This is a genomic window from Brevibacillus brevis (assembly GCF_022026395.1).
In the GTDB taxonomy this organism is placed as follows: domain Bacteria; phylum Bacillota; class Bacilli; order Brevibacillales; family Brevibacillaceae; genus Brevibacillus.
This window is the reverse complement of record NZ_CP041767.1, coordinates 1,717,911-1,743,022: the sequence shown is the minus strand read 5'-3', so window position 1 is coordinate 1,743,022 and position 25,112 is coordinate 1,717,911. Positions and strand designations below refer to the sequence as shown.

Below are 25,112 nucleotides of genomic sequence, written 5' to 3'. Positions count from 1 at the left end.
TTTCCTGTACGTTTGATATAGAAAGAAGGTTCACTCCATGTCGCGAATTCTCATCTCCGGGTACTACGGCTTTAATAATGCCGGAGACGATGTGGTCCTGTACGGCATCATCAGCTCTCTTAAGCGGGAACAACCAAATATCTCTCTCGCCGTCTTGTCCAATCAGCCTGATCGGACTGCGGAACTGTTCGGGATTGAAGCCTATAACCGCTGGAGCTTTGGAACCATCGTCCGCGAGCTTTCGCGAAGTGACATGCTGGTGATGGGCGGCGGTACACTGATGCAGGATGTAACCAGTCCGCGCAGTGTCCTCTACTATTTGGGCATCGTCACCATTGCCAAGCTTTTAGGTAAACCCGTGGTCTTTTACGCGCAAGGGTTTGGACCCATCCTCAAATCGCTCAGTCGCACGATGATTAAACGCGTGGTGAATCACGTCAACATTATCACGGTTCGCGACTACGAATCAGGAGAGGACTTCAAAGCCTGCGGCGTAAAAAAAGCCCCTATCTATATAACAGCTGACCCTGCTCTGACGATATCCCCAGACGATATTGCAGATCAACGGGGAAAAGAGCTGCTCCATGGTATGTTTGATGATCCTTCCAAGCCTTTGGTCGCCATCTCTGTCCGGGACTGGAAGCAGGAACAGCAATTCAAACAGAAGATAGCCCGGGCAGCAGATTGGTTTATCATGCGCGGATGGAATGTTCTCTTCCTCCCGATGCATGTCCCTAGTGATTTGGCACCGTCCCAGGAAATCATGGACCAGATGAGCCAACCAGGAGCACGTCTTCTCGATGCACCTGTGACTTTTCATGACATCATGTCGGTACTGAAGCAATGCAACTACGTCGTAGGAATGCGGCTTCACTCTCTCATTCTTGCTTGCATGCTGCGAATTCCTTTTATCGGTATCTCCTACGATCCGAAAATCGATCGATTCGTTGAACGCGCTGGAATGCCCAATGCTGGTCATATTACTCAACTCGATGAAACTACACTTTTGACCTTGCTCGCTGAAAAACTGGACAACCTCGATCACGAAATTGATGTAGTAACGAAGCATTCCCATCTGTTAGCGATCGAAGCATCCAAAAGCAGTGAACTTGTTTTGCAGGCGCTGCGTAAATAAGGCTGACCTGGAAAGGAGGACATCATGTCCTTTTCTTCACAAGTGTTACTTCGTTTAAATCGATTATTTCCTCTCCCCGTTCACCCTTTCAACCTGGCAAACAACGGGGAAATGAGCTATACCGAATGGCAATTTCAAAAAGGGGATCAAACCATTCAGTTTTTCCTCCCCTTCCATTCACAGGAGCAAATGTTCCGTGACAAAACAGTTTTGGACATCGGCTGTGGCGGCGGGGGCAAAACCTGCTATTACGCCACCTATGGACCGAAAAAAATGATCGGCATCGATATCGTCCCCCACTACGCGGAGGAAGGAAATGCATTCGCGAAGAAAAAGGGACTGGATCATCTCGTCTCCTTCATGACTGGTGATGCCGCAAGAATGGACTTCCCGGACAACACGTTCGATACGATCATCATGAATGATGCGATGGAGCACGTTGGCGAACCGGAAAAGACGCTGGAGGAATGCTTTCGGGTCTTGAAGCCTGGCGGGCATCTCTACATCAATTTTCCGCCGTATTATCATCCATACGGTGCTCATTTGTCAGATGCGATCGGCATTCCTTGGGTACATGCCCTCTTTTCGGAGCAGGCCTTGATTGACGCCTATAAAAAGCTAGTTAGCGACTTGCCAGACGGTTCTGACCGGATTGCATTTCGCTTCGACAAGCTCCCTGATGGCAGAGACACGATCTCGTACATCAATCGCATGACGATCAAACGGTTTCGAAAAATTCAACAAGGCGTGGTACAGCCTGCGGTTTACCAGCGAGAGATTCCGTTGCGCAATCAGTTGCAGGCCTTGGCGAAATTGCCTGCTACCCGTGAATTTTTCGTAAAAATGGTCGTATGTGTTTATCAAAAAGCGAAATAAGAAAGATCACATAAAACCCCTTCCTCCGTTTGTGGAGAAAGGGGTTTTTCGATTGGATTAATCGTTATTCGTATTGGACTTTAACGAGGAGGCCTGCTTCCTCCGTATGAATTGGATAAAGGCGCGCAGTTTGTTTCCACCTGGCAGCCAGTCTAGCTCCTTGTCTTCAATAAGTGGAATGAGGATGAGCAGTCCCAGGTAGATGATGAGCCCTACACCGACTCCAGCGACGGTCTCTATCGCTCCCAAAATGCGCACTGGCTCTCTTCCCCTGAACAGGAAATCAATTGCCTCTGTCGCTCCCCAAGCCAGAATGAGCATGAGGTTAGCCACCAGTAACGGATAAATGGTATCGAAGCGCCAGTTAATCGGAATCGATACGTAACGGTTGATGACTCGCATATTCAGTACGCAGACAAATGCAGTAGCAACCAGCCAAGACAGGGACAATCCATCCATACCGAACATCGAGGTAAACACGAGTGTTGCCAGTACTTTTACAATGACACCATAAAGCAGATGACGCGCAGGGATTTTTTCTTTGCCGATCCCTTGCAAAATGCCGTTTGTAGCAAGCAACAAGGAAAGCGGGATCGCTGTGATTCCTAAAATCGCCATTGCACGCGTGCCTTCCATATCACCATACAACGCCAAATTCGCCCCTTCAGCTACAGCTGTCAGTCCCAGCCCGGCAGGCAGACCGATTAGCCAAGCAAAGCGCAGTGAGAGCTTGGTCAAGGTCGTAATCCGTTCCTGATCCTTTTGTCTGATTGCTTCGGCAATGGCAGGGACGATCGAGAGAGCAATCGACGATCCGAACAAGCTCGCCATTTGCAGAAGTGGTCCTCCCCTGCTGTAAATGCCAAACCACGTATCCGCCGTCAAGCCGTCCACATTCCATATGTAGCGGAAGATGTTAATCGCCAGAAAGGAATCCGTCAGGCTGAAAATCGGGATAACTAAGGCGCTGATACAAATTGGCCAGGCAATTCGCCACATCGAGGCGAAGAAGGCACGATCATACCACCAAGTAAGGCGCCCCCACTCTGCCCCGCTAAACACGGAATTTTTCCGGTTGTGGAGCCACATGAGTAATGCTAGAAACCCGAGACTCAAAAACGTACTGATCATCGTACCGAAGTTGACTCCGGTAATCACAGTATCCGTATCTTCACCGAGTGACACGAGATACAGGGAAGCTACCAAAATAAATACGACACGCAAGGTCTGCTCCACAATTTGCGAGAGTCCGACAAACAACATTTTTTGATGGCCGTAGAAAAAGCCGCGAATAACCGCAATCAAAGGAACGAACAGCAGCGACATGGAAATCGCTCGAATCGGTTCAATCAAATGCGGATTCCCCATGAGCTTTGCGATAAGTGGGGAGCTGACGTACAGGAGCGCAAACAAGATAAGTCCGATGGCGCCCATCATAACCATGCTACGGGCCAAAATTTGTCCAATAGAGCCTTGTTTTCTTTCAGCCAATGCCTCTGCAATCACTCTCGACAATGCTACTGGCACACCTGCTGTCGCCAAAATGAGAAAGGTCAGGTAGAGAGGATATACTTCCTGATAGAGTCCGAGACCTCTGTCGCCTACTATCTCTTGAAGCGGAATTCGGTAAAACATCCCGATAACTTTTGACAAAATCCCCGCTATGGCTAAGATCAACGCTCCCGCGAGAAAATGACTTTTTTTCAACATGGGTAACTCCTTTATTCGTCTCTTTGACTGGATACCCGTAAGGCAGCACCAATCGACATGAACCCACTCTCTATCCTACTATCATTTCCCTCTTCCAGCAAACAGGTATATCGATGGAATTTCGCAGGAATACTGGTGAAAAACAGATTGCATTGATTTTTTTTAATCGTCTGCCTGTGTGATCAGTGAGTAGGAGGGGGAATTATGCCCACAACCGGATTTTGGATCCGCCATGTACAGTGGCCGTTAATGGAGGCCTTGAAAGGAAATCGCATCCGTCCTTACATGAAAGAATTGCAAGCAACTCAGCGTCTATCTGCCGAAGCGCTTAACGTGCAGCAGCGAGAAAAGCTGGTGAAGCTACTCGATCATGCGATACAAAACGTACCAGCTTACACTGCCTTCGCCCCAGACTGGAGCAAAATGCGCGAGATGCCTGAACGTTTTTTGCAGCGTATTCCTGTTCTGACCAAAGCACACTTTCGGCAAAACTCTGATCAATATTTGAGCCAGGGCCTCCAAACATGCAGGCTCATTGGAAATCGTACGGGAGGCTCCACAGGTGAACCTACCCATTTTTATCTTGATCGTCAAACGGTCGAGCGGTATGAAGCTGCGCGCTGGTTGGGGCTATCCTGGTACGGCATCCGCATTGGAGACCCATGTGTGATGATCTGGGGCTCTCCTCTCGAATTAAACGCCCAGCAAGCTCGCCGCTACCGCTGGAAGGAACGCTGGTTAAAAAACCGCATGATGATTTCTGCCTATGAATTGGACGAAAGTCATTTGGAAGCAAACCTGCGCCTCATCCGGGAATTCCGTCCAGCCTATTTATACGGGTACGCCTCCGCGTTGCATACCCTCGCTATGATGATGCTACGACGGGGCATGACACTCGGAATCCCGCTCAAAGCCGTGGTCTCTACAGCAGAAAGCCTGCACGAGCACCAGTGGCAAACAATTGCCCAGGCTTTTGATGCGCCTGTTGTGAATGAGTACGGCGCTCGTGACGGCGGAATTATCGCCTACCAATGCACGGCTGGGAGCATGCATGCCTTTTCCGGGAACTGTTATTTGGAGGTAGTCGATCCTCTTACGCATATTCCCGTCCACAAAGGGCACCCGGGAGCACTGCTCGTCACAGACTTGCACAATACCGTCATGCCTCGCCTGCGCTACCAATTAGGAGATGTCGTCGCGCTTTCCGATTCAACCTGCTCTTGCAATCTCCCTTTTCCACTTCTTGCTTCGATTGATGGCAGAGAAGACGACATGTTCCTATCGCTCAACGGACGGTACGTGCACGGACATTATTTTAATCACATCGTGCGGAATATGGACAGCTTCCGGACCTTTCAGATCGTCCAGCATGATCCGGAGCGACTGAGCCTGCGACTGGTGAAGGAGCCCGAACGTTTTTTGCCTGCTGATGAAGCCAAGCTTTTGGAAGGAATTCGCGCGGCATTAGGCCAGGTCAGCATCCACGTTTCTTACGTGGAAACCATTCCCCCCGCAAGCTCGGGTAAGACCCGCTATGCCATCAGGGAATTTCCGCTTACGAGCGTCCTCCCACTGGAGTAGACCGCTTGCGTACTTTTTGCAGCAGTTCTGATACAAGTGGCTCGCGAACCAAAATGAGCACGACAAGATATAAAAGAGCTGCACCCATAATTCCTAGCGGCAAGTACAACCAGACAGGCAATACGGATAACCATGGATCGACGAACAAAATAGCACCAGCCATGACTGCGCAGCCCAGAATGGTTTTCCCCGTGGTCATGAGGAAATTCGCTCGTACAGGGCTGCCTACTGCCCTCCATAGCAAAATGAACAGCAGGAGCGCTTGACTGATAGCCGATACCGCATTGGCAAGAGCAATTCCGCCATGACCAAGCAGTGGAATGAGCAACCAGTTGGCAAGGGCATACACACCGATCCCAATCGCCCCGATCATAACGGGTGTCTTCGTGTTTTCCAGTGCATAAAAGGCGCGAGTCAGCAAGTCTCTCGACGCTAAAAAGAAAAGCCCCACGCCGTAAAACGGCAGTGCCCACGCTGTCAAAGCGACAGAATGCTCATCGAACGCACCACGCTCAAAAGCTAGTCGGATGATAGGCTCTGCGTATAGCGTAAGTCCAACCGTCACGGGCAGTAGCAAAATGAGAAGATAGGCAAGTCCCTTTTGCAGGATTTGCTTCATCTCCGTCATTTCTCCCCGCTTGACATGACTAGCCAACAGCGGGAATAACGGCAGCGTAAACGCCCCGACAAAAATAGCCAGAGGCAATTGCATGATCTGGTTCGCATTGGCAAGAGCGGAAACGACACCCGTTCCAAGCCCTTCCGCGAAGCCTCGCTCCAAAAAGGTAGTCGCCTGAGCAACCACCGCACCAATTAAAATCGGAATGACGCGCTCACCCATGCCTTTGAGAGCTGCGTCCTCACGCCAAGCAAAGGAGAAGCGCTGCTGATAGCCGAATCCGCGCAAGGTAGGGAGAATCGGCAACAGTGCAGCCAAGTAACCGATTGTCGTAGCCATTGCCAATCCAATGGGACCATACATCGGAACGAGCACATACATGCTGACAATCACCAAAGCTCCATTGACTACCGTGCCAAGCGTCGGTGTAAAGAAATGTTGGTGAGCATTGCAAATACTCGACCAAAGCCCCGTTAACCCGATGAAAATAGCTGATGGCCACATCCATTGCAGCATGCTAGCCGTGAGCTCCAGCTTCTCACCCGTCAGTCCAAACATCGCAGCCAGCTGGTAAGAAAAGACAACCCCTAAAGCAGAGAGAGCAACGAATATACCCAAAATGATCGTGAGCATCTTCTGATACAAGTCAGTCGTCCGCTCTCCTTTTTCCATCATGCCCCGCATCGTCGGGATCAGCACTGCATTGACGGCTCCCGGTATGACCAAGAACAGCGTCAGCGGAATCGTTGCCGCGATATTAAACGCATCTGCCTCCATGCCAGTCCCGTACAAGCTGGATACATATACACTGCGAAAAAAGCCCAGAAGCCTTCCAACGAGAGTCAGCACGACAATCATGGAAGCAATTTTTAACAAACTCATGTCCACTTTTCTCCTATCCCTATTTGAAACCCTACGTTCCAGGCTTGATTCTAACCCCTCAAACTACCTAGTTATCATATCTTATTTCTACCGTTCCTACCAACCTCTTTCCCCCCGGCTTGCTACCGGGTTGTCAGATTCATTATAATAGGTAGGTTAATCCCTACCTGTAGGAGGACTACAATAAAAATGAGAGAAACCGTGTTGAAGTGGGGAAGCCAATCATCTACGTGGTTGTATTTGCTGTTGGCCTATCCCGTAATCGATTACGTCTTGCGACAGATTCTACCGATTCCAGTCATATCTTCTCTGTGGGATGAAGGACTGCTCATCGTTCTGATGCTGTTTACGTTCGTTGCGTTTTTACAGTCAAATCGGACGATGCCTGGAATCAAACATTGGCTTGGAGCCTTTTTCGTCCTCGGAATTGCCATCATGGTGACTGACATGGCGAACTGGGAAGCGACTGTGGAAGGATTCCGTTCCGTCTACCAGTACATCCTCGCCTTTTTCATGGGCTTCTATTTGCTGAAGTCGATGGAAGACCTGAACAAGTTCATGAAGGTACTTGTGCTGGTTGGTTTCGTAGCGGCACTGTATGGTGTCTTGCAAGTCATCGTAGGCGTCAAAACACCTGAATCATGGGTACAGGAAGGAGAAGCAGTTACCACGCGTGCATTCTCCTTCGTAACGAGCCCGAACGTATTGGGCAGCTATATGGCGTTGGTTACACCGATTGCCGCTGGTCTGTTCATGACTGCTACTACTCTCAAGCAAAAATTGATTTGGGCCATTGTAGCACTGACCACCGTGCTTGCTTTGCTCTTAACCGGGTCCCGCGGTGCCTGGTTCGCTCTTGCCTTTGCCGTGTTCGTTTGCTTCTACATCTGGAACAAACGAGTAGCAGGATATTTGGTGATCGCAGGGATTATCGGGGTTGTAGCCCTGTTCTTCGTTCCTGATTCAGTTCCGCTTGTCGGAAAAGTAAAAGATCGCATTTTCACGCTTTTTACACCTGAATACTTCGAATCTAGCAGTGAAGGTGGACGCATCGGGCGCTGGGGAAAAGCATACGACAATATGCGTATCGAGCCATTGTTCGGTGTCGGACTCGGTCATCACGGCGGAGCAGTTGCAGCTCGCCATTTCGGTACCATTTATTCAGACAGCTACTTCTTTAAAAGTTTGGCGGAATACGGTCTGATCGGGATCATCCTGTTGATCGGAACCGTGATCACGATGTTCAAATACGGAGCTGGGCTCATACGCAACATCCAAGGCTCGCCACACTTTTTTGCGATACTCGGACTGCTGGGCGGATTAATTGCGGTAGCTACGCATAACCTCGTTGAAAACATTTTCGAGGTGCCGTTCATGGCCCTCTATTTCTGGCTGTTTGGCGGCTTCCTCTGCGCATTATTCGTCGACCAGACACAAAACAAAAGGTGGTGAGCACATGCGCCGGAATCCTATTCTCGAAACGATAAGCTGGGCGCTGTACGCCATTGCCCTGTTTCTGATTTATCATTTGCTCGTGAAACCCGCGTTCCTTGATTTAACGTGGATTGCTGTACTCATTTTCCTGCCACTGCTAGCTTTTTGCTACTTTGTGGTACATCCGTCGGAACGTCGACAAGTGCTTGTGTTTACCATCGGCTTCTTGCTCTTGGATCGCGCACTGACACGTGTCGATGTGAAAACGACTGCTGCTCTGTTGATCGGTGGTGCAATCGCAGTCATCGTGATTGCGCTTCTCGTGAAATGGTATGGACGCCTCAACTGGCGTGCAGTCGGCTCGTTGGTTCTGATCGCCCTCTTGGCGAATGTGACGTTCAACAGAGATACGCTGACTGCACTGAGCCACTTTACCGTGACATACGAATCTGACCGTTTGTACAACGGCGATTGGGTGGATTACTTCCCGATCGCGCTGCATGACGTCAATGGCGATGGCAGCATGGAGATCATCACGTACGGCAATGCCGAGGAGCTTCCACTGCCGGAAAAAATTGAAAAGCCAGAGACGGAAGAAGAGAAAAAAGCAATGGCAGAGAAGCTGCGCCATTTGCAGGCGGAACCTGTTTCTCTTTACGTCCTGACCTGGAAAGATGGTCAAATGGTGCGGATGCCGAATGATCAGATTCCGGCAGAAACCATGAAGATCATCCAGGAAAAATTGCCGACCGATTATCCGGGCTTCCCGTATTACACGATGAAAGACGGTCAATTGGTACCGAATGTCCAACGCCAACCATATGCGGAGGGCATGATGCAAATCGGAACGGCACCCTATCGTGCGTTTATGCTTGATATGGAGAACATCGCAAACCAACTGGCAGATAACGCAGGCAGTATGGACGTACGACAAACATTGGGTTCCAAGTACACGGATCTACACATCAAGGATGGTATGCTGACAGGCAACTACGACGGCAAGCCTTTTGGCGGCACGACAAAAGCAACCAAGCTGATGACCACCATGATGCTGCCAGATGGCCGCGAAGGAATCGTTGTCATGGGCGAGCACCTGAGTGTACTGTCTGTAGAGCCAGATGGCACACTGACAGAATCGTACACACTGACACGCAAACAGGCCGAATTGGCAACTGGCGAGTTCATTCCTGCCGATATCGACAACGACAAGGTCGATGAGCTGCTCGTGGCAGGCAAACCTTCGTACATCTTGAAACCAAAAGCAGACGGTACGTGGGAAATTTTGTGGGCAAGCGGTGACCACGATAAGAGCTTCCGCTTCTCCAACTTTGCTACGATTGGTAACAACGCCAAGCCTGAGATCGTAGCCAAAGCAAAAAGCTGGGTAAGTACCACAGATACTCGCTATTTGTCTGGCTATGACTACACGCCAGAGGGCTTGAAACAAAACTGGCGCATATACATGCCGCTGATCAATGTGCAAATCGGCGACATCGATGGAGACAAAGAAAACGAAATCGTGGCCAACATGTACAATTCGCATCGTATTCTCGTGTTTAAGCAGCACAACATTCCGGTACTCGGACTCACAATCGCGCTATTCGTGGGACTCTTGGGATACGGGGTCGTAAGGAGGTTTCGCCATGCGTAAAGCGACGAAAGCATGGGTATTGCTCGCTGCCATCTGCACAGCCTCCCTGCTCGGTGGCTGCACGTATGAATCAGGGACGAAGGCTTTTGCCACTACCAATTTTGACCAGAAGCCGGATCAAACGACAACGGTCCAAACCGAGTCAGGAGCCGAGTGGTTGAAAACAGCCCTGGAAAAGGGCAAAACGAATGAAGAGGCACAGACTTACTGGTATAAAGGTTATGTGAAAAACACAATCCTGTCTCGTACCACGACGAGTATGTTCAATGGAGCTGTCATCAACGGGAAAGGCTACAATGTGGATGCACGTATCGCGGCCCAGCCGTATTCGTACTATCGAATTAACGACAAACGCTATATCAAGGCGAATGAGCAGTTCGTGACCGCTTCAGAGGAGCCACTTGCCTTCGACGTATTGAAGGGCTTCGAGGACTGGCTGCCTTTCATGGACAAGGCTGTCCAATTGCCTGAGGAAAAAGCTATCGGTGTAGTCAGCGTTCCGTTCCAATTGAAAATGACAGGAGCAGAATGGCTGAAAAATAGCCAAAGCCCACTGTTTGAACCATTGAAAAAGCAATTGGGAGAACGCCCTGATCTGGATTACATCTTGAAGGAATCCACGATCAAGACAACGTTTTGGTTCGGCAAGGAAGACCGTCTGATCCACCAGTACGAGACCTGGATCATTCTCCCACTGCCTGAAGCCGGAACGATGGACCAGCAAGTGATGTTCAACCTGTTTAAATACGGTGATACTGGTGGCATTCACATTAAGGAACCGGAAGAAATAGAGAAATATTTGCTGTACTAAAAAAGCCTGCTACCTTAGCTTGGCAGCAGACAAATCGGTACGAATCAGGACCTGGCGAACATCGTCAGGTCCTTTTATTTTGAAACAAAAGAAGTATGCCTGCCACACGAAGAAAACCCCGCAGCCTTCATTGGCTCCGGGGCGATGCCGTACTATTTTTTCACCAGTTCATCCATCAATTGCGCCAATTGCTTCGCCTGTTCACGGCGCTCATACGGTTTCACACGCTCTGCAAAATCTGCTCCGCGTTCCTCGCTACCCGTTTGACCTTGCGCTTTCCACTCCTGGTACAGCTTCAGGTATGCTTGCTTGATCTCGTCTTTTTGCTCTGGATCGGCTACTTGTCCGAGACGGAAATCTTCAATAATCTCTGTCGCTTCGCCTCTTTTGTTCAGAGCTAGGATCGGGTTGCCAATCCCCATGTATTCGTAGAGCTTGCCCGGAATATACGCTCCGGCGTCAGCGGACACATCCCCGATCAGCAAGAGGGCATTGGCGCCTTTCATCAGTCCGAGCGCTTCTTTATGCGGCAGGTTCCCCAACACACGAACGATGTCACCCAGCCCCAATGCTTCCACACAATCGCGATTTTCGGAATACCCCGGATAATCGAACACCCCGGCAAAGCTGAGCAAGAGATCATTTCGGTCTACTGCTTTTTCATCGATGAGTTCCCGGATGGCTTGCAGGAGGAGGCGTGGATTGCGCTTTTGATACAAAATACCTGCGTACACCGCATGAAACTTTTCCGGAACAGCATGACTCGGAGCCAACCCTTGAAAATCAGCCTGATCAAACCCATTGTAGATCAGCTCCATTCGCTTGATACGGTTCTGGTGCTTCTCGCGAAAATTATAGGCGAAGGTCGCAGTAACGGTCGTGATCGCATCCGCTTGGGACATCACCGCCTCCTCCATTCGCTCTTCCATGCGCTCTCGCCATTCGATGCCAGAGGTGTGCATATTTTGCGTCCATGGATCACGGAAATCCGCTACCCATTTGCAGCCAAACTCACGGGAAAGCTTTTTCGCAATCAAGTGATTCGTCACCGGTCCCGATGTGGAAAAAATCACGTCGATCTTTTCACGGCGCATTATTTCCCGCCCCAGCTTGAGCGCATTCGGCATCCACAGGATTTGGTCGTCTGGAATCAACAAGTATGGCTTCACTTTTTTCAGCACATGAACGACCTGCTTTTTTACCTTCGCCTTAAATGACGGCTGTAATGGTGCGGACGCTGTATTGGTACTTGCTGATGCGGCTTGTCCCCCTCGATTCGGCAGCAGCTGCCACTCCTTCGCACGGTGAATAGTGACATCACTCGGCAGTTGTGCCAAAAGGGATGGATCAAGCGTCGCATGATAAGCAGGATCTACTGTCAGCACATGGACATTCCAGCCAAACTCCCCCAAATATTTGGCCATTTTCAACGGTCTTGGCACGCCGCCTCCACCAATTGGAGGAAATATGTAGCATATGATCAACACGTTGTGCGTATTCATTTACGTAACCGTCCTTCTCCATTTCAATTTTCCATCATCAACGATACCATAAGTGCTGTCTTATTGCGAATCTAGCAGGCATCTGCTATAGTGAAAATGGCTTTGTTTATAAATGATCGTCCATTTTTCGGTACACCGCCTCTATTCGGTCGTGCCTCCATGTACATACCTCAGCTGAGGTTTTTTAATTACGATTCGGGTGAATTCAGATGAGCAAATTACGAGTCCTCCACGTGATTGGCGGGGGGGAATTTGGCGGTGCTGAACAACATATTCTCAATTTGGTCACTACTTTTCCAGTCGACGAAGTGGAAGTCGCGGTCGTATGCTTCTATGATTCTCTCTTCGCGAGTAAGTTGCGGGAATCAGGCATCCAGGTCATTACACTGAATCAGTTCGGACGTTTTGACTTACGATTGCTGCAGGCTCTGCGGACTGCCTTTTCCACATTCCAACCAGCGATTATTCATACGCATGGGATTAAAGCCAATTTCTTTTCCCGACTGGCAGCTCTCGGTATGAAGGTTCCTTTGCTGACCACCGTTCACAGCTCACTTCGTTATGATTATACAAGCTCTTTGGCCTATGCCATTGTCAGCATAATGGAAATGAGCACGAGACATTGGAACCGTCATTATATCGCGATCAGTGGTGCGATTGCCGATATTTTGCGGGGGCAGGGTGTTCGCTCGTCTGACATTAGCGTGATTTATAACGGAATGGACATGAAGCCTTATCGGCAAAACCATTTACGGGAAAATGACCGCAATCGACTACGTGCGGAATGGAACATACCAGAGGACGCCTTTTTGTTCGGGACAGCCGCTCGCTTTGTTCCCGTAAAAGGTCTCCCGATTCTGCTCGATGCTTTTCATACGCTTGTGGCGGACAAGAAAGAGACTCCTTACCTCGTGTTGATCGGGGACGGCTCTGAACGTGCTGCGCTCGAAGCCAAGGTAAAAGAATTGGGGCTGGAATCACGTGTTCGCTTTGCTGGATTTCGGCAAGATATTCCAGCGTGCTTGCATGCCTTAGATGGCTTTGTCCACTCTTCCTTGTACGAAGGGCTAGGCTATACGATTATCGAGGCGATGGCTTCGGAGGTTCCTGTCGTAGCAAGCAGTGTCGGCGGTGTGAAAGAGTTTGTTTTCGATGGCGAAACGGGGCTGATCGTTGAACCGGGAAATCCCGCATTGTTGGCGCAGGCAATGGAACGGCTTTGGACTTCACCACAATTGCGTGAGATCATGGTGCAAAACGCGCTGAGCAAAGTAGAATCCACTTTTACCATTCAACTCATGACCGAACAAATTGTTGCTCTTTATCGTACGTTACTGAAATGACGAAAGGCACGGTGAAACGCGAACAGCGGGCATCGTGCTTTTTTCATATGATTTGTTTGAAGAATCTGTTTTTATGGTTGCCTACTCATGATCAATCTGGTTACATATGAATTGGAACTATTTTGTATACCAAGCTGCACCAGACAGAAAGGGTGAAAATGAGATGAAACTATTTCTTTCGGTAGACATGGAAGGCATTTCAGGCATTGTGGATACGAGCTATATTAACCCGGCTTCGGGGGTTAACTATCAGCGTGGCCGCCAGTTTATGACAGATGATGCCAATGCAGTTATTGAAGCTGCACTTGAGTCTGGCGTAACGGATATTGTGGTAGCAGACAGCCACAACACCATGAACAACATTCTCTGGGAAAAGCTCCATCCGAAAGCGAGACTGTTGGCAGGTTCTCCACGCGATTCATCCATGATGCAGGGAATCGATGAGAGCTTTGATGCAGCGATGTTTATCGGCTATCATACCCGCCAAGGAATTCCTGGCGTGCTCAGTCATACGATGTCCGGGGTGGTTCACAATATGTATATCAACGGACAAGTAGTGGGTGAGTTCGGCTTTAACGCCGCGATTGCGGGCATGCACAACGTTCCTGTTGTCATGGTGTCTGGTGATAATCTCATTGCCGTCGAAGCACAGGAACTAATTCCGGGCATCCAAACAGCGATCGTGAAGGAAGCGGTATCCCGCACAGCTGCGATCTGTCTCTCGCGTGAAGAAGCGACCGCTGAACTGAAGCGCAAGACGGCCAATGCCTTGCGCAACCGGAACAACATCCAGCCATTCCGTACAGCTGTACCTGTAGAGCTGGCAATGGAATTCTCGCATGCAGGACAAGCCGAGATGGCCGCAATTGTCCCGGGCACGCGCTACGAAACAGCAACAAACACAGTTTATTACAATGCAGCCAATCCGCAAGATATGTACAAAACAATGCGCGCCATGCTGAACCTGGCGTCGGGTGCTGAATTTTTTTAATAAGAGAAGGGAGGAACGGAAGGGCTTGAAATCAGCTCTTCCGTTCTCCATTTTGACGGGAGATTTTTCAAGCGCGCCTATTCTTCCGTTTCCGCGCTACACGTGACCGAAATCCTCTTTTTCCCTTTCTTGCTTTTGCCTTCGCTTTCACCTTTTGCCTGTTGTTCATTCCTCGATTGGACGCCCGAGAGCCTGGCCCGCCTCCAACAGCGTGCTGTTGCTTCGTGTTGGAGCTTTCAATCGCAGCATTTGTGCCACCTGTACTGTATGTGCCACCCCCACCTGCTACTTGTGTGGCGGAAGCATTTGCAAGGCGTCTTGCCAGCTTGACTACCTGGTCGTTTATCACCACAATAGCTTCTTTTCCGTTTTTCTTTTTGCCCTTATGGTGACCACGATACTCCGATTGCTTGCCGGCCATTCCCCGATTTCGCGCAATTCCACCAGCTCCCACGCTCTGTTGTTGCAGTGTGTTGGCTGAATCGATGGCTGCATCATTACCGGCAGCACTACTTCGTCCTGCTCCGCTGGCAATTTGAGTCGTGTTTGGGGCGTTCGTAAACTGCGTATTCAGTACAACAACCACCCTACTGGTTTCGTGCAAAAACGTCTTCACGACCATTCGCTTTTTACCCTTTTGGTAAATGACAGTCAGCTTATCTTTCCGACGAGACATGTGCAGTTCATTCCTTTACATGAGACTACTACATGTAAATGCGAAAGACGGACAAAGCGTGTTGGACAAATGGTGTGGAGTTGCAAAAAATGCACTTTTGTTCGCATTCCGAAGCGGACAGTCCCTCCCTCAGTATGGCGTAGGCTGAAGCGTAGACTGGAAATTCACTTCTTTCCCCCACTGCCACTACTCCTCTTAACCAAATAAAAAAGCAGACCCATCATCTGAGTCTGCTTGTCGTTTCAGCTTTTATAATTTCCGAACGTTCGTCGCTTGAGGACCGCGTTGACCGTTTTCTACGTCAAACTCAACCTCTTGCCCTTCGTCCAAGGATTTGTACCCTTCGCCCTGAATTGCGGAGAAATGGACGAATACGTCATCTCCACCATCACGCTCGATAAAACCGAAACCTTTTTCACTGTTGAACCACTTTACTCTTCCACGTTCCATTTTTGCCTCCTAGCATGTAACCCTTACATGACATTTGAAATATTGTCTTACCTCGGTTACTATTGCCATTTACGAGGCTTATTATACGTGACCGAATTTTTTTCTCCTACTTCGCAGCCTCTGTTGCTTCTTTGGCTTTGCTCTGGTCCACAATAAACTGTCCCTTCCAGTTGCCCTTTGTTTTGCCGATCCGGTTCACATCGATATTTAAGGTGAGTGGTTGTGGTAGCTTGGATTCACGCGAGGTGAAGGCAAGAACGCCCTCTGGCTTGTTATGATCGGCTATTCCCACCTCTAGTTCCTTACCGGATTCATCTGTTAAGTAGAAAGGCATAGTATCCTCTTTGGTTCCGAAAAAGTTTAGGACACTTGGACCTTCCAAGCCTTTATCCTGGTACATGGGATTGCCATTTGCTTCGCCTACCACATCTAAACCTGTCGTATCGAATTCGAAAGGCACCAGTTCTCCATTTTGTTGTTCAATGCGATAGTGCAGCAGAACCTTGCTATCTTCCGCATACACTTCCGTAAAATGAATCGTAATCCCCTGATCGGTAATTTTTTGATCGATCGGAATGGACAACCCTTCTGCCGCTGCTCGCTTAACCTCTTCACCCACCAAACCGTTCAAGTCTTTTGGATTGTCTGCAAAATAAGAGGTTCCATTTAAAGCCGCATATACTCCAGTCGGCAGTATAATAGCAGCAATTAATCCCATCATAACTAATTTTTTCTTCATCGTTACAGTCTCCTTTTTTTCGTGATAGCGATGAAAGGACTGCCTTACGCGCTGATCGAGTTCATCAGGGATCGTGGTCTCGTCTATTTGTTTGGTGAGAGACTGTTTTATGATTTTTTCGATAGACATGTTTGGAGTTCCTCCTCATTCCATTCAACGTCAATCCACTCGCGGATTCGCTTTAATGCCAGATGATTTCTCGATTTTGCTGTCCCCACAGGTATTTGCAGCAGTTCGGCAATCTGGTCGTACGTATAATCGTAGTAATACCGATAAATGACGACGATCCGCAGCTTGAACGGCAGCATTTGGATTGCTTGCTGCATCTCTGTGGCAGATTCCATCGCAAGCATTGGCTCATCCGGCGTTTCGACATGTTTCTCTTCTTCCAAGCTCTGTTTTCGTTCTAACAGACGGAATCTTCTCCAAATCTGTCTTCGCCAGTTTTTCACCTGTCTAATGACAATCCCATTCACCCAGAACAGAAACGGACGCTTGCGATCATAAGCAGGCAGTGATCTCCATAGCTGATAGTAAATTTCGCTTACAATATCATGAACATCTTCTTTATTCGTGACCATGGCTGCTACGGTACCGTAAATTTTTGTCCGCGTCATGCTGTAGATCACCTCAAAAGCTTCTTGATCTCCATCACGCAAACGGTCCAGCCACAGTTCTAACATTTGATCATTCATCGGAGGGCCCCCTGAAATTGTATACACCTTGTATTGGCTCTCTCGTTCAATATGGTTCACTACTTTATGAAAAAAACCTCTCCAAACGCTTTTACGTGCGTTTAGAGAGGTTTTGGCATTCAAATCAGTGGAACTTGTTCAAGAATTAAATGCGCACCACAGTCGCCTTGCTAACAAGGTCACGCGGGATGCGGTTCTTCGTGTCGAAGAGGATCGGCGCGTCAGCCATCTTTTCGGCAACATGAGCCCAATCCGCCTCAGCAAATTCCTTTTGTACAGCAGTCAGGAACAACGCATCTGCTCCATTCACTGCTTTGTCCAAACTGTCAACCTTGTGATCATACACAGTCGGAACAGCCGGATCGTACGAACGAACGTCTACTCCTTTTGCCATGAGCAGCTTAATCAGGTCATGGACAGGGCTTACGCGGTCGTCATTGGAAAAGTCTTTCATCGCCATTCCCAATACAGCTACGCGGCTTCCTGCCAATGTCTTGCCATTATTTTTCAAGGCTTGCTCGAGCATTCCGATCAACACATCAGGGACTGCATCATTCGTGTTGCGAGCCAATTGCAGAATCGGCAGGTTTACTTCCAATTCACGTGCCTTAGGCTGCAAGTAGTACAGTGCATTCGGCAAGCAGAAGCCGCCTACACCCGGTCCTGGCGATAACAGGTTTACACGCGTGTGCGTATTGGCAACCTTGATCAACTCGAACGTATCGATGCCAAATGCCTCGGAGAAACGAGCAAATTCCTGTACCATCGCAATGTTCACATCACGCTGGATGTTCTCGATGACTTTTGCTGTCTCGACTACACGGATATCCGTGATCGTGATGTCCGTCTCGCTGATGAAGGACAGCAACTCTTTTCCTTTTTCGGCGCTTTGCTCGTTGATGCCTCCCAAAACGAGCGGCATGTGGATGAACTCTTCAAAAGCACGGCCTTCTGCAATTCGCTCCGAGCAATATGTCAGGTAGAAATCGACACCCGCAACAAGACCGCTTGTTTCCTCCAAAATCGGCAGAATCACGTCTTCTGTCGTTCCTGGTACGACGGTACTGCGGATCATGATGGTATCGCCTTTTTTCAGTACACGACCAAGCGATTGCGCACAGCTTTTCAGCGGTCCGAGATCAGGATCGCCGTTATGAACAGGCAATCCGACTGTTACAATATAGTTATGGACTTCCGCTGCCGCTTCCTCGTAGGAGGACGTTGCACGGAAGCGTTTTGCTTCAATCTGCTCTTTGAGGATCTCTGGCAACGTTTTCCCCTGATAGGACTCCAGGTGATGGGAATGTGCCGCATTGATCTCATCGACGACATGCGGTAAGACGTCAATACCGATGACGTTTGCTCCTTTCATGGCATAGGTAAGCGCCAACGGCAAGCCTACAAACCCCAATCCCACAACAGCTACGCGTACAGGTTGAGTCATTGCGTATCTCCTCTTTCACATACTCCAAGTAAGGTCCGTATGACTGTAGAAGTCACGCGACCAACTTGCGTTATATTTTTAGGACAGGTAGTAAACACCTGCAGCGATAAAAAGCACACACAATCCGATGAGGACCTTGTACAACGTTTCCAAGGCTGTTCCTCCCCCATACAATCTTGGCTTGTCCTCTTTTTCGTAAAAAGGACGTTGATTGGGCAGAATAGTTTGGTACTCTTTCGCCAAATCAAATTATACTCTCGTTTGAAATATCGTTCAACCCGTCTAACGAGGCAAGGATGCCCCTATGATATACGAAAAACCGATGGACAGGACCATCGCAATAAAACCAATGGCCCTGTTATCTTTTGCAATTTCCTGATCAACATTAAACGTAGGGGTCATGAATTCAAAAATGAAGTAAGCAGACAACAACAAGAAAAATCCGAAGGTCGCCCAAATCAACGCTTCGCCCAAAGACAAATGCGCCTGAATGGAATAACGGAAAACGTTCGCGATCCCAAAAATTTTCCCGCCCGTTGCCATTGCTACTGCCATGTTCCCACGCTTCAATTCTTCCCAAACACGATAACGCGTCACCAGTTCAAAAATGGCTAAGAATAAAACCATCGCCAGTCCAGACACAGTAAAATAAGCTGCAGTTGCAAAATATGGATTGTGTAGAAGGCTTTCCATATGTCCCTCCCGACCTCTTATTTTAATTCGGCAATGGTAGCACCTACGCCGCCTTCTCCTTGACCACCTAAGCGGAAGGATTTTACATTACGATGGTTTCTCAAATACTCGTGCACGCCTTTGCGCAGTACCCCTGTCCCGTGTCCGTGAATAATGGAAACCGAGTGCAAGCCTGCCAACAGCGCATCATCTAAAAACTGATCGATTTCCCGAATGCTGTCCTCAACGTTGTAGCCGCGCAAGTCGAGATCCATCTTGATATTGTCACTGCGACGCTTCACAGAGGTATACGGAGCTGCTTGTGGTTTTTGCTGGATCGAGTTTTGTACATGCATATCATCGCGCTTCACTTTCATTTTCATGATTCCGATCTGCACGAGGAATTCTTCATTGTTTACCTTTTCCAGCACGGTTCCTTTTTGTCCGAAGCTCGTCACCATTACTTCGTCGCCCACCTTGATCTGTGTGGCACGAACTGCTTTTGCCGGCTTCTTCACCTTTTCCTTCTCCAGCTCAAGAACGGCATTGCCCAAGCGCTTCTTCGCATCGATGAGACGATGCTCCTTGATTTCCATGCCTTCTGCCATCATTTCGCGCAGCTCGCGAATGATCGTTTCCGCTTCTTCTTTTGCGAGTTGGACGGCAATTCGCGCTTCGTCCTCTGCCCGCTCCATTCGTTTGTTCTTCTCTTCCGCAAATTGCGCGCGCTCTTCTTCCAGCTGTCTACGCAGCACTTCTGCTTCCTCGCGTGCCGCTTTTGCCGCCAACCTGTCTGCTTCCGCCGACTTGCGGTTACGCTCCAGCGAAGCGATCATGCTCTCGACCTGATTGTCTTCTTCACTGATCGAGCCGCGCGCTACATCAATGATGTGTTCCGGCAATCCCAGACGTCTTGCGATAGCAAACGCATTGGATCGGCCCGGCACCCCGATGAGCAAGCGATAAGTAGGACGCAGCGTCTGTACGTCAAATTCTACGCTGGCGTTGATGACCTCGGGTCTATCGTAGGCATACGCCTTCAATTCACTGTAGTGAGTCGTTGCAACCAATCTCGCGCCGGAATCAATCACATGGTCAATGATGGACATGGCCAAAGCAGCACCCTCTGTCGGGTCTGTTCCTGCGCCTAGCTCGTCAAACAACACCAAGCTCTTGTCGTCCATTTTCGCCAAGATTTGAATAATATTGGTCATATGGCTCGAGAATGTAGACAGGCTCTGCTCGATGGATTGCTCATCCCCGATATCGGCAAAAACGGAAGAGAAAACAGTCATCTCGCTCTCTTCCTCTGCCGGAATATGCAAGCCCGCCATCGTCATCAAGGACAGCAGTCCGATTGTTTTGAGGGAAACGGTTTTCCCCCCTGTATTCGGACCTGTCACAACAATCGCCTGATACTCTCCGCCTAGCTCCACATCTACAGGAACGACAACTTCTCGTGGAATAAGTGGATGACGCGCTTTTCGCATGTTTACGTAGCCGCGATCATTGATGCGTGGACAAATCGCCTTCATGCTCCAGGCAAGCTGAGCCTTGGCAAACATAAAATCGAGCTCTGTCAGTGCTTCTGTATTCTCGACCAAAGCCTCTACCGCAAAGGATACTTGCTCCGTCAACACGTACAGAATGCGCTCTACTTCACGTTCCTCTCGCAAGCGAAGCTCGCGAAGCTTGTTGTTCATCTCGACGATCACTTCCGGCTCGATAAAGAGCGTCGCCCCAGATGCCGACTGATCATGAACAATTCCACCAAATACAGAACGATACTCTTGCTTTACCGGAATGACGAAACGATCCCCACGAATTGTAACGATGTTTTCCATCAGCATTTTTTGGTAAGTAGACGAGCGTGTCATTTGATCGAGTTTTTCGCGAATGCGCGACTCGAGTTGTCTAATTTCCTGACGTACCTGTCGCAGTTCAAGACTCGCGCTGTCCAAAATATCGCCGTTTTCATCAATACAGCGGCGAATTTCGGTTTCCAACTCGCGCAGGCCCTCAATACGCTCTGCCTGCTGTTGTAATAATGGCAGCTCGTGATCTTCACACATATCGAGCAAAAACGTTTTGAGTCTGCGTCCGGCCATAACGGTGCTGGCGATATCTAGCAATTCCATCGGGGCCAGCATAGCATTCAATCTGGCGCGCTGTACGGGGCCGCGGATATCGCGAATGCCACCGAGAGGCACGCTGCCCTTTAGGCGTAACACAGTTGCAGCTTGTTCAGTCCCTTGCTGAGCGGTTATGACTTCATCCAAGCGTAAAAAAGGAACCAGCTCTGATGCTTTTTCTTTTCCATATGTGCAAGATGCCTTGTCAATCAACAGGGCGACTATTTTATCGTATTCTAACGTCTTTAAAACCCGTTGTTCCACTGTGCTCCTCCTTCTTTATCCAGCGGCGACCGTTGTACCGTGCGGGCGGGAGCGACGGTCTATACCGGCAATCATTACGATCTCCCCATTATAGCATGGCAGCGAAGCTTAGAAAACTTGGGCCCGGATTGCACCGGAAAGGAACCACGGGCGAAGGATAAATTTACACGTCTTCGCTTGGCATAGTTCCACTCTTTGCGTGAGAGAATGAAAGGTGAAACAACCCTAAAGGAGGAGTACACATGACGATCATGCGCCATATCGTCCGCTTTATCGTCGCTGCCGTAGTCCTGATGTTTGTCGGCTTTCTGGTCCCCGGCTTTTCGGTTAGCAGTTTTTGGACAGCTCTGCTCGCGGCCGTTGTCATTGCACTAATTGGCTGGGCCGTAGAAGCCATTTTCGGAGATCGAATTTCGCCGTACAATCGTGGTATTATCGGCTTCTTGGTCAGTGCCGTCGTGATTTATCTCACTCAGTTCATCGTCTCTGGCTTCCGCGTAACGATTCTTGGCGCGCTTCTTGCTTCCTTGGTGATCGGGATCATCGACTTGTTTATCCCGATCAAAACCCATATGGATTTGCGCAATGGAGATGCCAGGAACAAGCAGGAGACATAGGCAGAATACGCCAAAGAGCCATCCCTTTAAAAACGGGGTGGCTCTTCTCATTTTACCCAAAACGTAAAAAGAGAGGCACTTAAGCCCCTCTTTTCCTTAATCTATCGGTTTAGCCTTTGCCTCTTCCTGAATGATTTTCAGCAGTTCTTCGTACTCCTGACGCAAGCGGAAGTATTCATCCGCAATATTGACTGCAGAAAGTACGGCAATTTTGGCAGTATCCAGTCGATGGTTGCCGTTTGCGATTTCGTTCATCTTGTCATCAACGAAACCGGCCACCATGCGTATGTGATTGACACTTGCCTTGCCACTGAGCCGGTATTGTTGGCCAAAGATGTCCACCGTCAAACGATTTTTCCCATCACCTTGCACGAGAGGTACCTCCCTACTGCGACCTTTGCTCTACATTATCCTTTTTTAGGTTACTGAAAATGTCAGAGTTCGTCAAGCTGTGTTACATGCGCAGTTCAGCACCAGTTTTGTTTTTCAAGGCGTCAATGACAGCAGTAGTCACTTGTTGAATCTCTTCGTCCTGCAAGGTACGCTCGGCGTGACGGAATACCAGGGCAAATGCCATGCTCTTCTTATCTTGAGCAATACGTTCACCCATGTATACATCGAATAGGGTTACGGACTCAAGCAGTTCGCCTGCCGCTTCACGAATCGTTGCTTCCAATACACCAGCAGCTACACTGCGATCGACAACGAGAGCCAAGTCACGCGTTACCGCCGGGGATTTTGGCAGCTGATTGTAATGGCCTACCTCGGCAGCTACATCAATCAAAGCAGCTACATCAAACTGGAATACGTACGTTTCGGACAGATCATAAGCTTTTTCTGTGCCCGGATGAACTTGCCCCAGATAGCCCAGACGTTTTTCCCCTACCCATACTTCTGCGGTACGTCCTGGGTGCATACCTGCGATGTCCTGGACAGCTTTGTACTCGGCAGCTTGGATACCCAAACGAGCGAAAAGTGATTCCGCAATCCCTTTTGTTTGGAAGAAATCAACAGGCTGTTTGGCGCCCATCCAGTTTTGTGCGAGCAGTTGTCCAGTCAACGCACCCGCTACATACAGACGCTCTTCTGGAAGCTGTGTGAGCGTTTCTTCTTTTGTCAAGAACACACGGCCCAATTCGAAAATCGCAACATCGTGGTTTTGACGGTTTTTATTGTATGCCACTGTTTCCAAGAGGCTTGGAATCAAGCTCGTGCGCAGAACGCTATGATCTTCACTCATTGGCATCATGAGCGCAACAGGGTTTACTTTTTCCTGATGCAGACCCGCTACTGCCTCGACACGATCTGGATGAACCAGTGCATAGGAAATCGCTTCATTCATACCGGTACCAATCAAATGATGACGGATCGTACGGCGCAATTGCTGTTCTTTTGTCAACTGTCCTTGTGTGGTCGAACCAGAAGGCAAGCTGGTCGGAATGTTGTCGTAGCCGTACAGACGTGCAACCTCTTCCACCAAATCCTCTGGCAGCGTAATGTCGCCACGTCTCGTTGGAACGGTTACCGTCCATTTGTCGCCCGCTACTTCATACGGGAATTGCAGACGCTCGAAAATCGGCGATACATCAGAAGCCGACATGTCGGTTCCGAGATGCTGATTAATTTTTGCAAGTGTAACCGAAACAACAGCAGGCGCAGCTTTGCTTACAACAGCGGAACTGATTCCTTTGGATACCGTTGCGTCGGACAATTGCTGAATCAGCGCAGCAGCGCGCTCTCCCGCTTCCTGCACACGCGCTTGGTCAACGCCTTTTTCCCAACGTACGCAGCCTTCTGTACGCATGCCGAGCATACGAGCTGTGCGGCGCACTGTTTTTGGTGTGAACCAAGCTGCTTCGAGAATGATTTCACTCGTCTCATCAGTGATTTCGGAGTTAGCTCCGCCCATGACCCCTGCGATCGCCAAGCCTTTGGTCTGGTCGGCAATCAGCAAGGTTTGCTCATCCAGCGTGCGCTCTTGATCATCCAATGTCACGAGCTTTTCGCCCTCGTTTGCCAGTCGAACGACAATAGAGCGATCAGCTACCTGTGTCGCATCGAAAGCATGCAGTGGCTGACCGTACTCGAGCAGGACATAGTTGGTCACGTCTACCACGTTGTTGATCGGACGAACTCCCGCTGCCATCAGGCGATTTTTCATCCATTGCGGAGATGTCGCGATTTTGGCGTTGGTGAAGTGACGACCGTGGTATTGATGACTTTCATTCGTCGCTTCGATCTTAACCTGGACCGGGTTGTCGCCACCGTTTTCGGTCAGCTCGATTTGTGGGAATACCACTTCTTTACCCAAAATAGCGGCTACCTCGTAAGCAACCCCCAGCATGCTCAAGCAATCCGAACGGTTCGGCGTCAATCCCAATTCCAGCACATAGTCATCCAAGCCGAGGTACGAAACGGCATCCATACCGATTTCCGCATCCGCTGGCAGAACCATAATGCCCTCTTGCTGATCTTTTGCCAGAAGCTTGTCGTTTAAACCCAATTCTTTTGCAGAGCAGATCATCCCTTGGGATTCTACACCGCGCAGCTTGGAACGCTTGATGTTTAGACCTCCAGGGAGCTTCGCACCGATCAGGGCGACGAGAACTTTTTGTCCCTTGTCTACGTTCGCTGCTCCACAAACGATTTGCAGGTCTTCTCCTTGTCCCGCATCAACGACGCATACGTTGAGACGGTCTGCGTCCGGATGCTTGCTGCGTTCTTTTACATAACCGATCACAACACCAGATACACCTGCGTTGCGCGATTCAACTGCGTCTACTTCAATCCCGCTGCGAGTCAGCTTTTCAGCCAGCTCCTGGGGCGTCGTTCCACTCAGATCGACGTATTCAGATAACCATTGGTATGATACCTTCATCTTTGCCTCT

The 25,112-nt window shown here is 49.4% G+C and carries 21 protein-coding genes; 9 read left to right on the top strand and 12 right to left on the bottom strand.

All coding sequences use genetic code 11. The features are described from left to right. The first annotated feature begins 37 nt into the window (after positions 1-37). Positions 38-1,135: a polysaccharide pyruvyl transferase CsaB gene (csaB, locus tag FO446_RS08730; protein WP_048031963.1), complete on the top strand. Its 1,098-nt coding sequence runs from the start codon at positions 38-40 to the stop codon at positions 1,133-1,135. A 24-nt stretch (positions 1,136-1,159) separates the two neighbouring features. Beyond that, a complete protein-coding gene (locus FO446_RS08725; protein WP_173608622.1) occupies positions 1,160-2,011 on the top strand; it encodes a class I SAM-dependent methyltransferase in 852 nt (283 codons plus the stop codon). Between the two features lie 57 nt (positions 2,012-2,068). Here FO446_RS08725 and FO446_RS08720 read toward each other — a convergent pair whose 3' ends face one another. Continuing rightward, positions 2,069-3,721, bottom strand: coding sequence for a putative polysaccharide biosynthesis protein (locus FO446_RS08720; RefSeq protein WP_237900409.1), 1,653 nt, complete (start codon positions 3,719-3,721; stop codon positions 2,069-2,071). 204 nt (positions 3,722-3,925) lie between these two features. Here FO446_RS08720 and FO446_RS08715 point away from each other — a divergent pair, with 204 nt between their 5' ends. Then, a complete protein-coding gene (locus tag FO446_RS08715; RefSeq protein WP_237900407.1) occupies positions 3,926-5,302 on the top strand; it encodes a phenylacetate--CoA ligase family protein in 1,377 nt (458 codons plus the stop codon). Here the strand turns inward: FO446_RS08715 and murJ are convergent. After that, positions 5,277-6,803: a murein biosynthesis integral membrane protein MurJ gene (gene murJ / locus FO446_RS08710; protein ID WP_237900405.1), complete on the bottom strand. Its 1,527-nt coding sequence runs from the start codon at positions 6,801-6,803 to the stop codon at positions 5,277-5,279. The genes FO446_RS08715 and murJ overlap by 26 nt on opposite strands. Before the next feature lie 189 nt (positions 6,804-6,992). Between murJ and FO446_RS08705 the strand changes: the two genes are divergently transcribed. Genes FO446_RS08705 through FO446_RS08695 form a run of 3 tightly spaced genes read left to right on the top strand, consistent with a single transcriptional unit; the run spans position 6,993 to position 10,699 of the window. Then, a complete protein-coding gene (locus tag FO446_RS08705) occupies positions 6,993-8,255 on the top strand; it encodes an O-antigen ligase family protein (protein ID WP_221867740.1) in 1,263 nt (420 codons plus the stop codon). A 4-nt stretch (positions 8,256-8,259) separates the two neighbouring features. Further along, positions 8,260-9,888: a hypothetical protein gene (locus FO446_RS08700; RefSeq protein WP_237900404.1), complete on the top strand. Its 1,629-nt coding sequence runs from the start codon at positions 8,260-8,262 to the stop codon at positions 9,886-9,888. Then, on the top strand, positions 9,881-10,699 hold the full coding sequence (locus FO446_RS08695) for a hypothetical protein (RefSeq protein ID WP_237900402.1): 819 nt from the start codon (positions 9,881-9,883) through the stop codon (positions 10,697-10,699). The genes FO446_RS08700 and FO446_RS08695 overlap by 8 nt, the downstream gene beginning before the upstream one ends. 152 nt (positions 10,700-10,851) lie before the next feature. On the opposite strand, the gene FO446_RS08690 is transcribed toward FO446_RS08695, so the two are convergent. Next, the gene (locus FO446_RS08690; RefSeq protein ID WP_173608629.1) at positions 10,852-12,201 is read right to left on the bottom strand and encodes a glycosyltransferase family 4 protein; all 1,350 of its coding nucleotides are present in this window, start codon (positions 12,199-12,201) and stop codon (positions 10,852-10,854) included. A gap of 209 nt (positions 12,202-12,410) precedes the next feature. On the opposite strand from FO446_RS08690, the gene FO446_RS08685 reads away from it, so the two are divergent. Then, a complete protein-coding gene (locus FO446_RS08685; protein WP_173608630.1) occupies positions 12,411-13,544 on the top strand; it encodes a glycosyltransferase in 1,134 nt (377 codons plus the stop codon). A gap of 163 nt (positions 13,545-13,707) precedes the next feature. Then, a complete protein-coding gene (locus FO446_RS08680; protein ID WP_173608631.1) occupies positions 13,708-14,535 on the top strand; it encodes a M55 family metallopeptidase in 828 nt (275 codons plus the stop codon). A 67-nt stretch (positions 14,536-14,602) separates the two neighbouring features. Here FO446_RS08680 and FO446_RS08675 read toward each other — a convergent pair whose 3' ends face one another. The 7 genes from FO446_RS08675 to FO446_RS08645 all read right to left on the bottom strand — a co-directional run bounded on the left by FO446_RS08675 (position 14,603) and on the right by FO446_RS08645 (position 21,607). Next, positions 14,603-15,211 (bottom strand): hypothetical protein, encoded by a 609-nt coding sequence (locus tag FO446_RS08675; protein WP_419466142.1) that lies wholly within the window; start codon positions 15,209-15,211, stop codon positions 14,603-14,605. Positions 15,212-15,460: 249 nt separating this feature from the next. Beyond that, on the bottom strand, positions 15,461-15,661 hold the full coding sequence (locus FO446_RS08670) for a cold-shock protein (RefSeq protein WP_012685372.1): 201 nt from the start codon (positions 15,659-15,661) through the stop codon (positions 15,461-15,463). Between the two features lie 106 nt (positions 15,662-15,767). After that, positions 15,768-16,529: a DUF4179 domain-containing protein gene (locus FO446_RS08665; RefSeq protein WP_173608633.1), complete on the bottom strand. Its 762-nt coding sequence runs from the start codon at positions 16,527-16,529 to the stop codon at positions 15,768-15,770. Continuing rightward, positions 16,508-17,095, bottom strand: a complete 588-nt coding sequence (locus FO446_RS08660; protein ID WP_173608634.1) for a sigma-70 family RNA polymerase sigma factor — start codon at positions 17,093-17,095, stop codon at positions 16,508-16,510. Before FO446_RS08660 ends, FO446_RS08665 begins: the two co-directional genes overlap by 22 nt. Positions 17,096-17,240: 145 nt before the next feature. Further along, on the bottom strand, positions 17,241-18,539 hold the full coding sequence (locus tag FO446_RS08655) for a nucleotide sugar dehydrogenase (RefSeq protein ID WP_173608635.1): 1,299 nt from the start codon (positions 18,537-18,539) through the stop codon (positions 17,241-17,243). A gap of 282 nt (positions 18,540-18,821) precedes the next feature. Beyond that, positions 18,822-19,232 (bottom strand): DUF350 domain-containing protein, encoded by a 411-nt coding sequence (locus FO446_RS08650; RefSeq protein WP_173608636.1) that lies wholly within the window; start codon positions 19,230-19,232, stop codon positions 18,822-18,824. 17 nt (positions 19,233-19,249) lie between these two features. Beyond that, positions 19,250-21,607 (bottom strand): endonuclease MutS2, encoded by a 2,358-nt coding sequence (locus FO446_RS08645; protein ID WP_173608637.1) that lies wholly within the window; start codon positions 21,605-21,607, stop codon positions 19,250-19,252. A gap of 242 nt (positions 21,608-21,849) precedes the next feature. Between FO446_RS08645 and FO446_RS08640 the strand changes: the two genes are divergently transcribed. Beyond that, positions 21,850-22,224 (top strand): phage holin family protein, encoded by a 375-nt coding sequence (locus FO446_RS08640; RefSeq protein ID WP_047070996.1) that lies wholly within the window; start codon positions 21,850-21,852, stop codon positions 22,222-22,224. Between the two features lie 96 nt (positions 22,225-22,320). Here FO446_RS08640 and zapA read toward each other — a convergent pair whose 3' ends face one another. Together zapA and pheT are read right to left on the bottom strand one after the other, a co-directional pair. Beyond that, complete coding sequence (gene zapA / locus FO446_RS08635; protein WP_007728510.1) at positions 22,321-22,596, bottom strand: cell division protein ZapA; 276 nt, start codon at positions 22,594-22,596, stop codon at positions 22,321-22,323. An 82-nt stretch (positions 22,597-22,678) separates the two neighbouring features. After that, positions 22,679-25,102 carry a phenylalanine--tRNA ligase subunit beta gene (pheT, locus tag FO446_RS08630; protein ID WP_237900399.1) on the bottom strand — a complete coding sequence of 808 codons (2,424 nt, stop codon included), beginning with the start codon at positions 25,100-25,102 and terminating at the stop codon, positions 22,679-22,681. Between the last annotated feature and the right edge of the window lie 10 nt (positions 25,103-25,112).

Excerpts from the sequence above, each read along its gene's own strand:
- FO446_RS08655 (WP_173608635.1), bottom strand. The coding sequence starts at position 18,539 with ATGACTCAACCTGTACGCGTAGCTGTTGTGGGATTGGGGTTTGTAGGC.
- FO446_RS08700 (WP_237900404.1), top strand. The coding sequence starts at position 8,260 with ATGCGCCGGAATCCTATTCTCGAAACGATAAGCTGGGCGCTGTACGCC.
- pheT (WP_237900399.1), bottom strand. The coding sequence starts at position 25,102 with ATGAAGGTATCATACCAATGGTTATCTGAATACGTCGATCTGAGTGGA.
- csaB (WP_048031963.1), top strand. The coding sequence starts at position 38 with ATGTCGCGAATTCTCATCTCCGGGTACTACGGCTTTAATAATGCCGGA.
- FO446_RS08650 (WP_173608636.1), bottom strand. The coding sequence starts at position 19,232 with ATGGAAAGCCTTCTACACAATCCATATTTTGCAACTGCAGCTTATTTT.
- FO446_RS08720 (WP_237900409.1), bottom strand. The coding sequence starts at position 3,721 with ATGTTGAAAAAAAGTCATTTTCTCGCGGGAGCGTTGATCTTAGCCATA.
- FO446_RS08640 (WP_047070996.1), top strand. The coding sequence starts at position 21,850 with ATGACGATCATGCGCCATATCGTCCGCTTTATCGTCGCTGCCGTAGTC.
- FO446_RS08715 (WP_237900407.1), top strand. The coding sequence starts at position 3,926 with ATGCCCACAACCGGATTTTGGATCCGCCATGTACAGTGGCCGTTAATG.
- FO446_RS08685 (WP_173608630.1), top strand. The coding sequence starts at position 12,411 with ATGAGCAAATTACGAGTCCTCCACGTGATTGGCGGGGGGGAATTTGGC.
- FO446_RS08665 (WP_173608633.1), bottom strand. The coding sequence starts at position 16,529 with ATGTCTATCGAAAAAATCATAAAACAGTCTCTCACCAAACAAATAGAC.
- murJ (WP_237900405.1), bottom strand. The coding sequence starts at position 6,803 with ATGAGTTTGTTAAAAATTGCTTCCATGATTGTCGTGCTGACTCTCGTT.
- FO446_RS08675 (WP_419466142.1), bottom strand. The coding sequence starts at position 15,211 with ATGTCTCGTCGGAAAGATAAGCTGACTGTCATTTACCAAAAGGGTAAA.
- FO446_RS08695 (WP_237900402.1), top strand. The coding sequence starts at position 9,881 with ATGCGTAAAGCGACGAAAGCATGGGTATTGCTCGCTGCCATCTGCACA.
- FO446_RS08705 (WP_221867740.1), top strand. The coding sequence starts at position 6,993 with ATGAGAGAAACCGTGTTGAAGTGGGGAAGCCAATCATCTACGTGGTTG.
- FO446_RS08680 (WP_173608631.1), top strand. The coding sequence starts at position 13,708 with ATGAAACTATTTCTTTCGGTAGACATGGAAGGCATTTCAGGCATTGTG.
- FO446_RS08660 (WP_173608634.1), bottom strand. The coding sequence starts at position 17,095 with ATGAATGATCAAATGTTAGAACTGTGGCTGGACCGTTTGCGTGATGGA.
- FO446_RS08670 (WP_012685372.1), bottom strand. The coding sequence starts at position 15,661 with ATGGAACGTGGAAGAGTAAAGTGGTTCAACAGTGAAAAAGGTTTCGGT.
- FO446_RS08725 (WP_173608622.1), top strand. The coding sequence starts at position 1,160 with ATGTCCTTTTCTTCACAAGTGTTACTTCGTTTAAATCGATTATTTCCT.
- FO446_RS08690 (WP_173608629.1), bottom strand. The coding sequence starts at position 12,201 with ATGAATACGCACAACGTGTTGATCATATGCTACATATTTCCTCCAATT.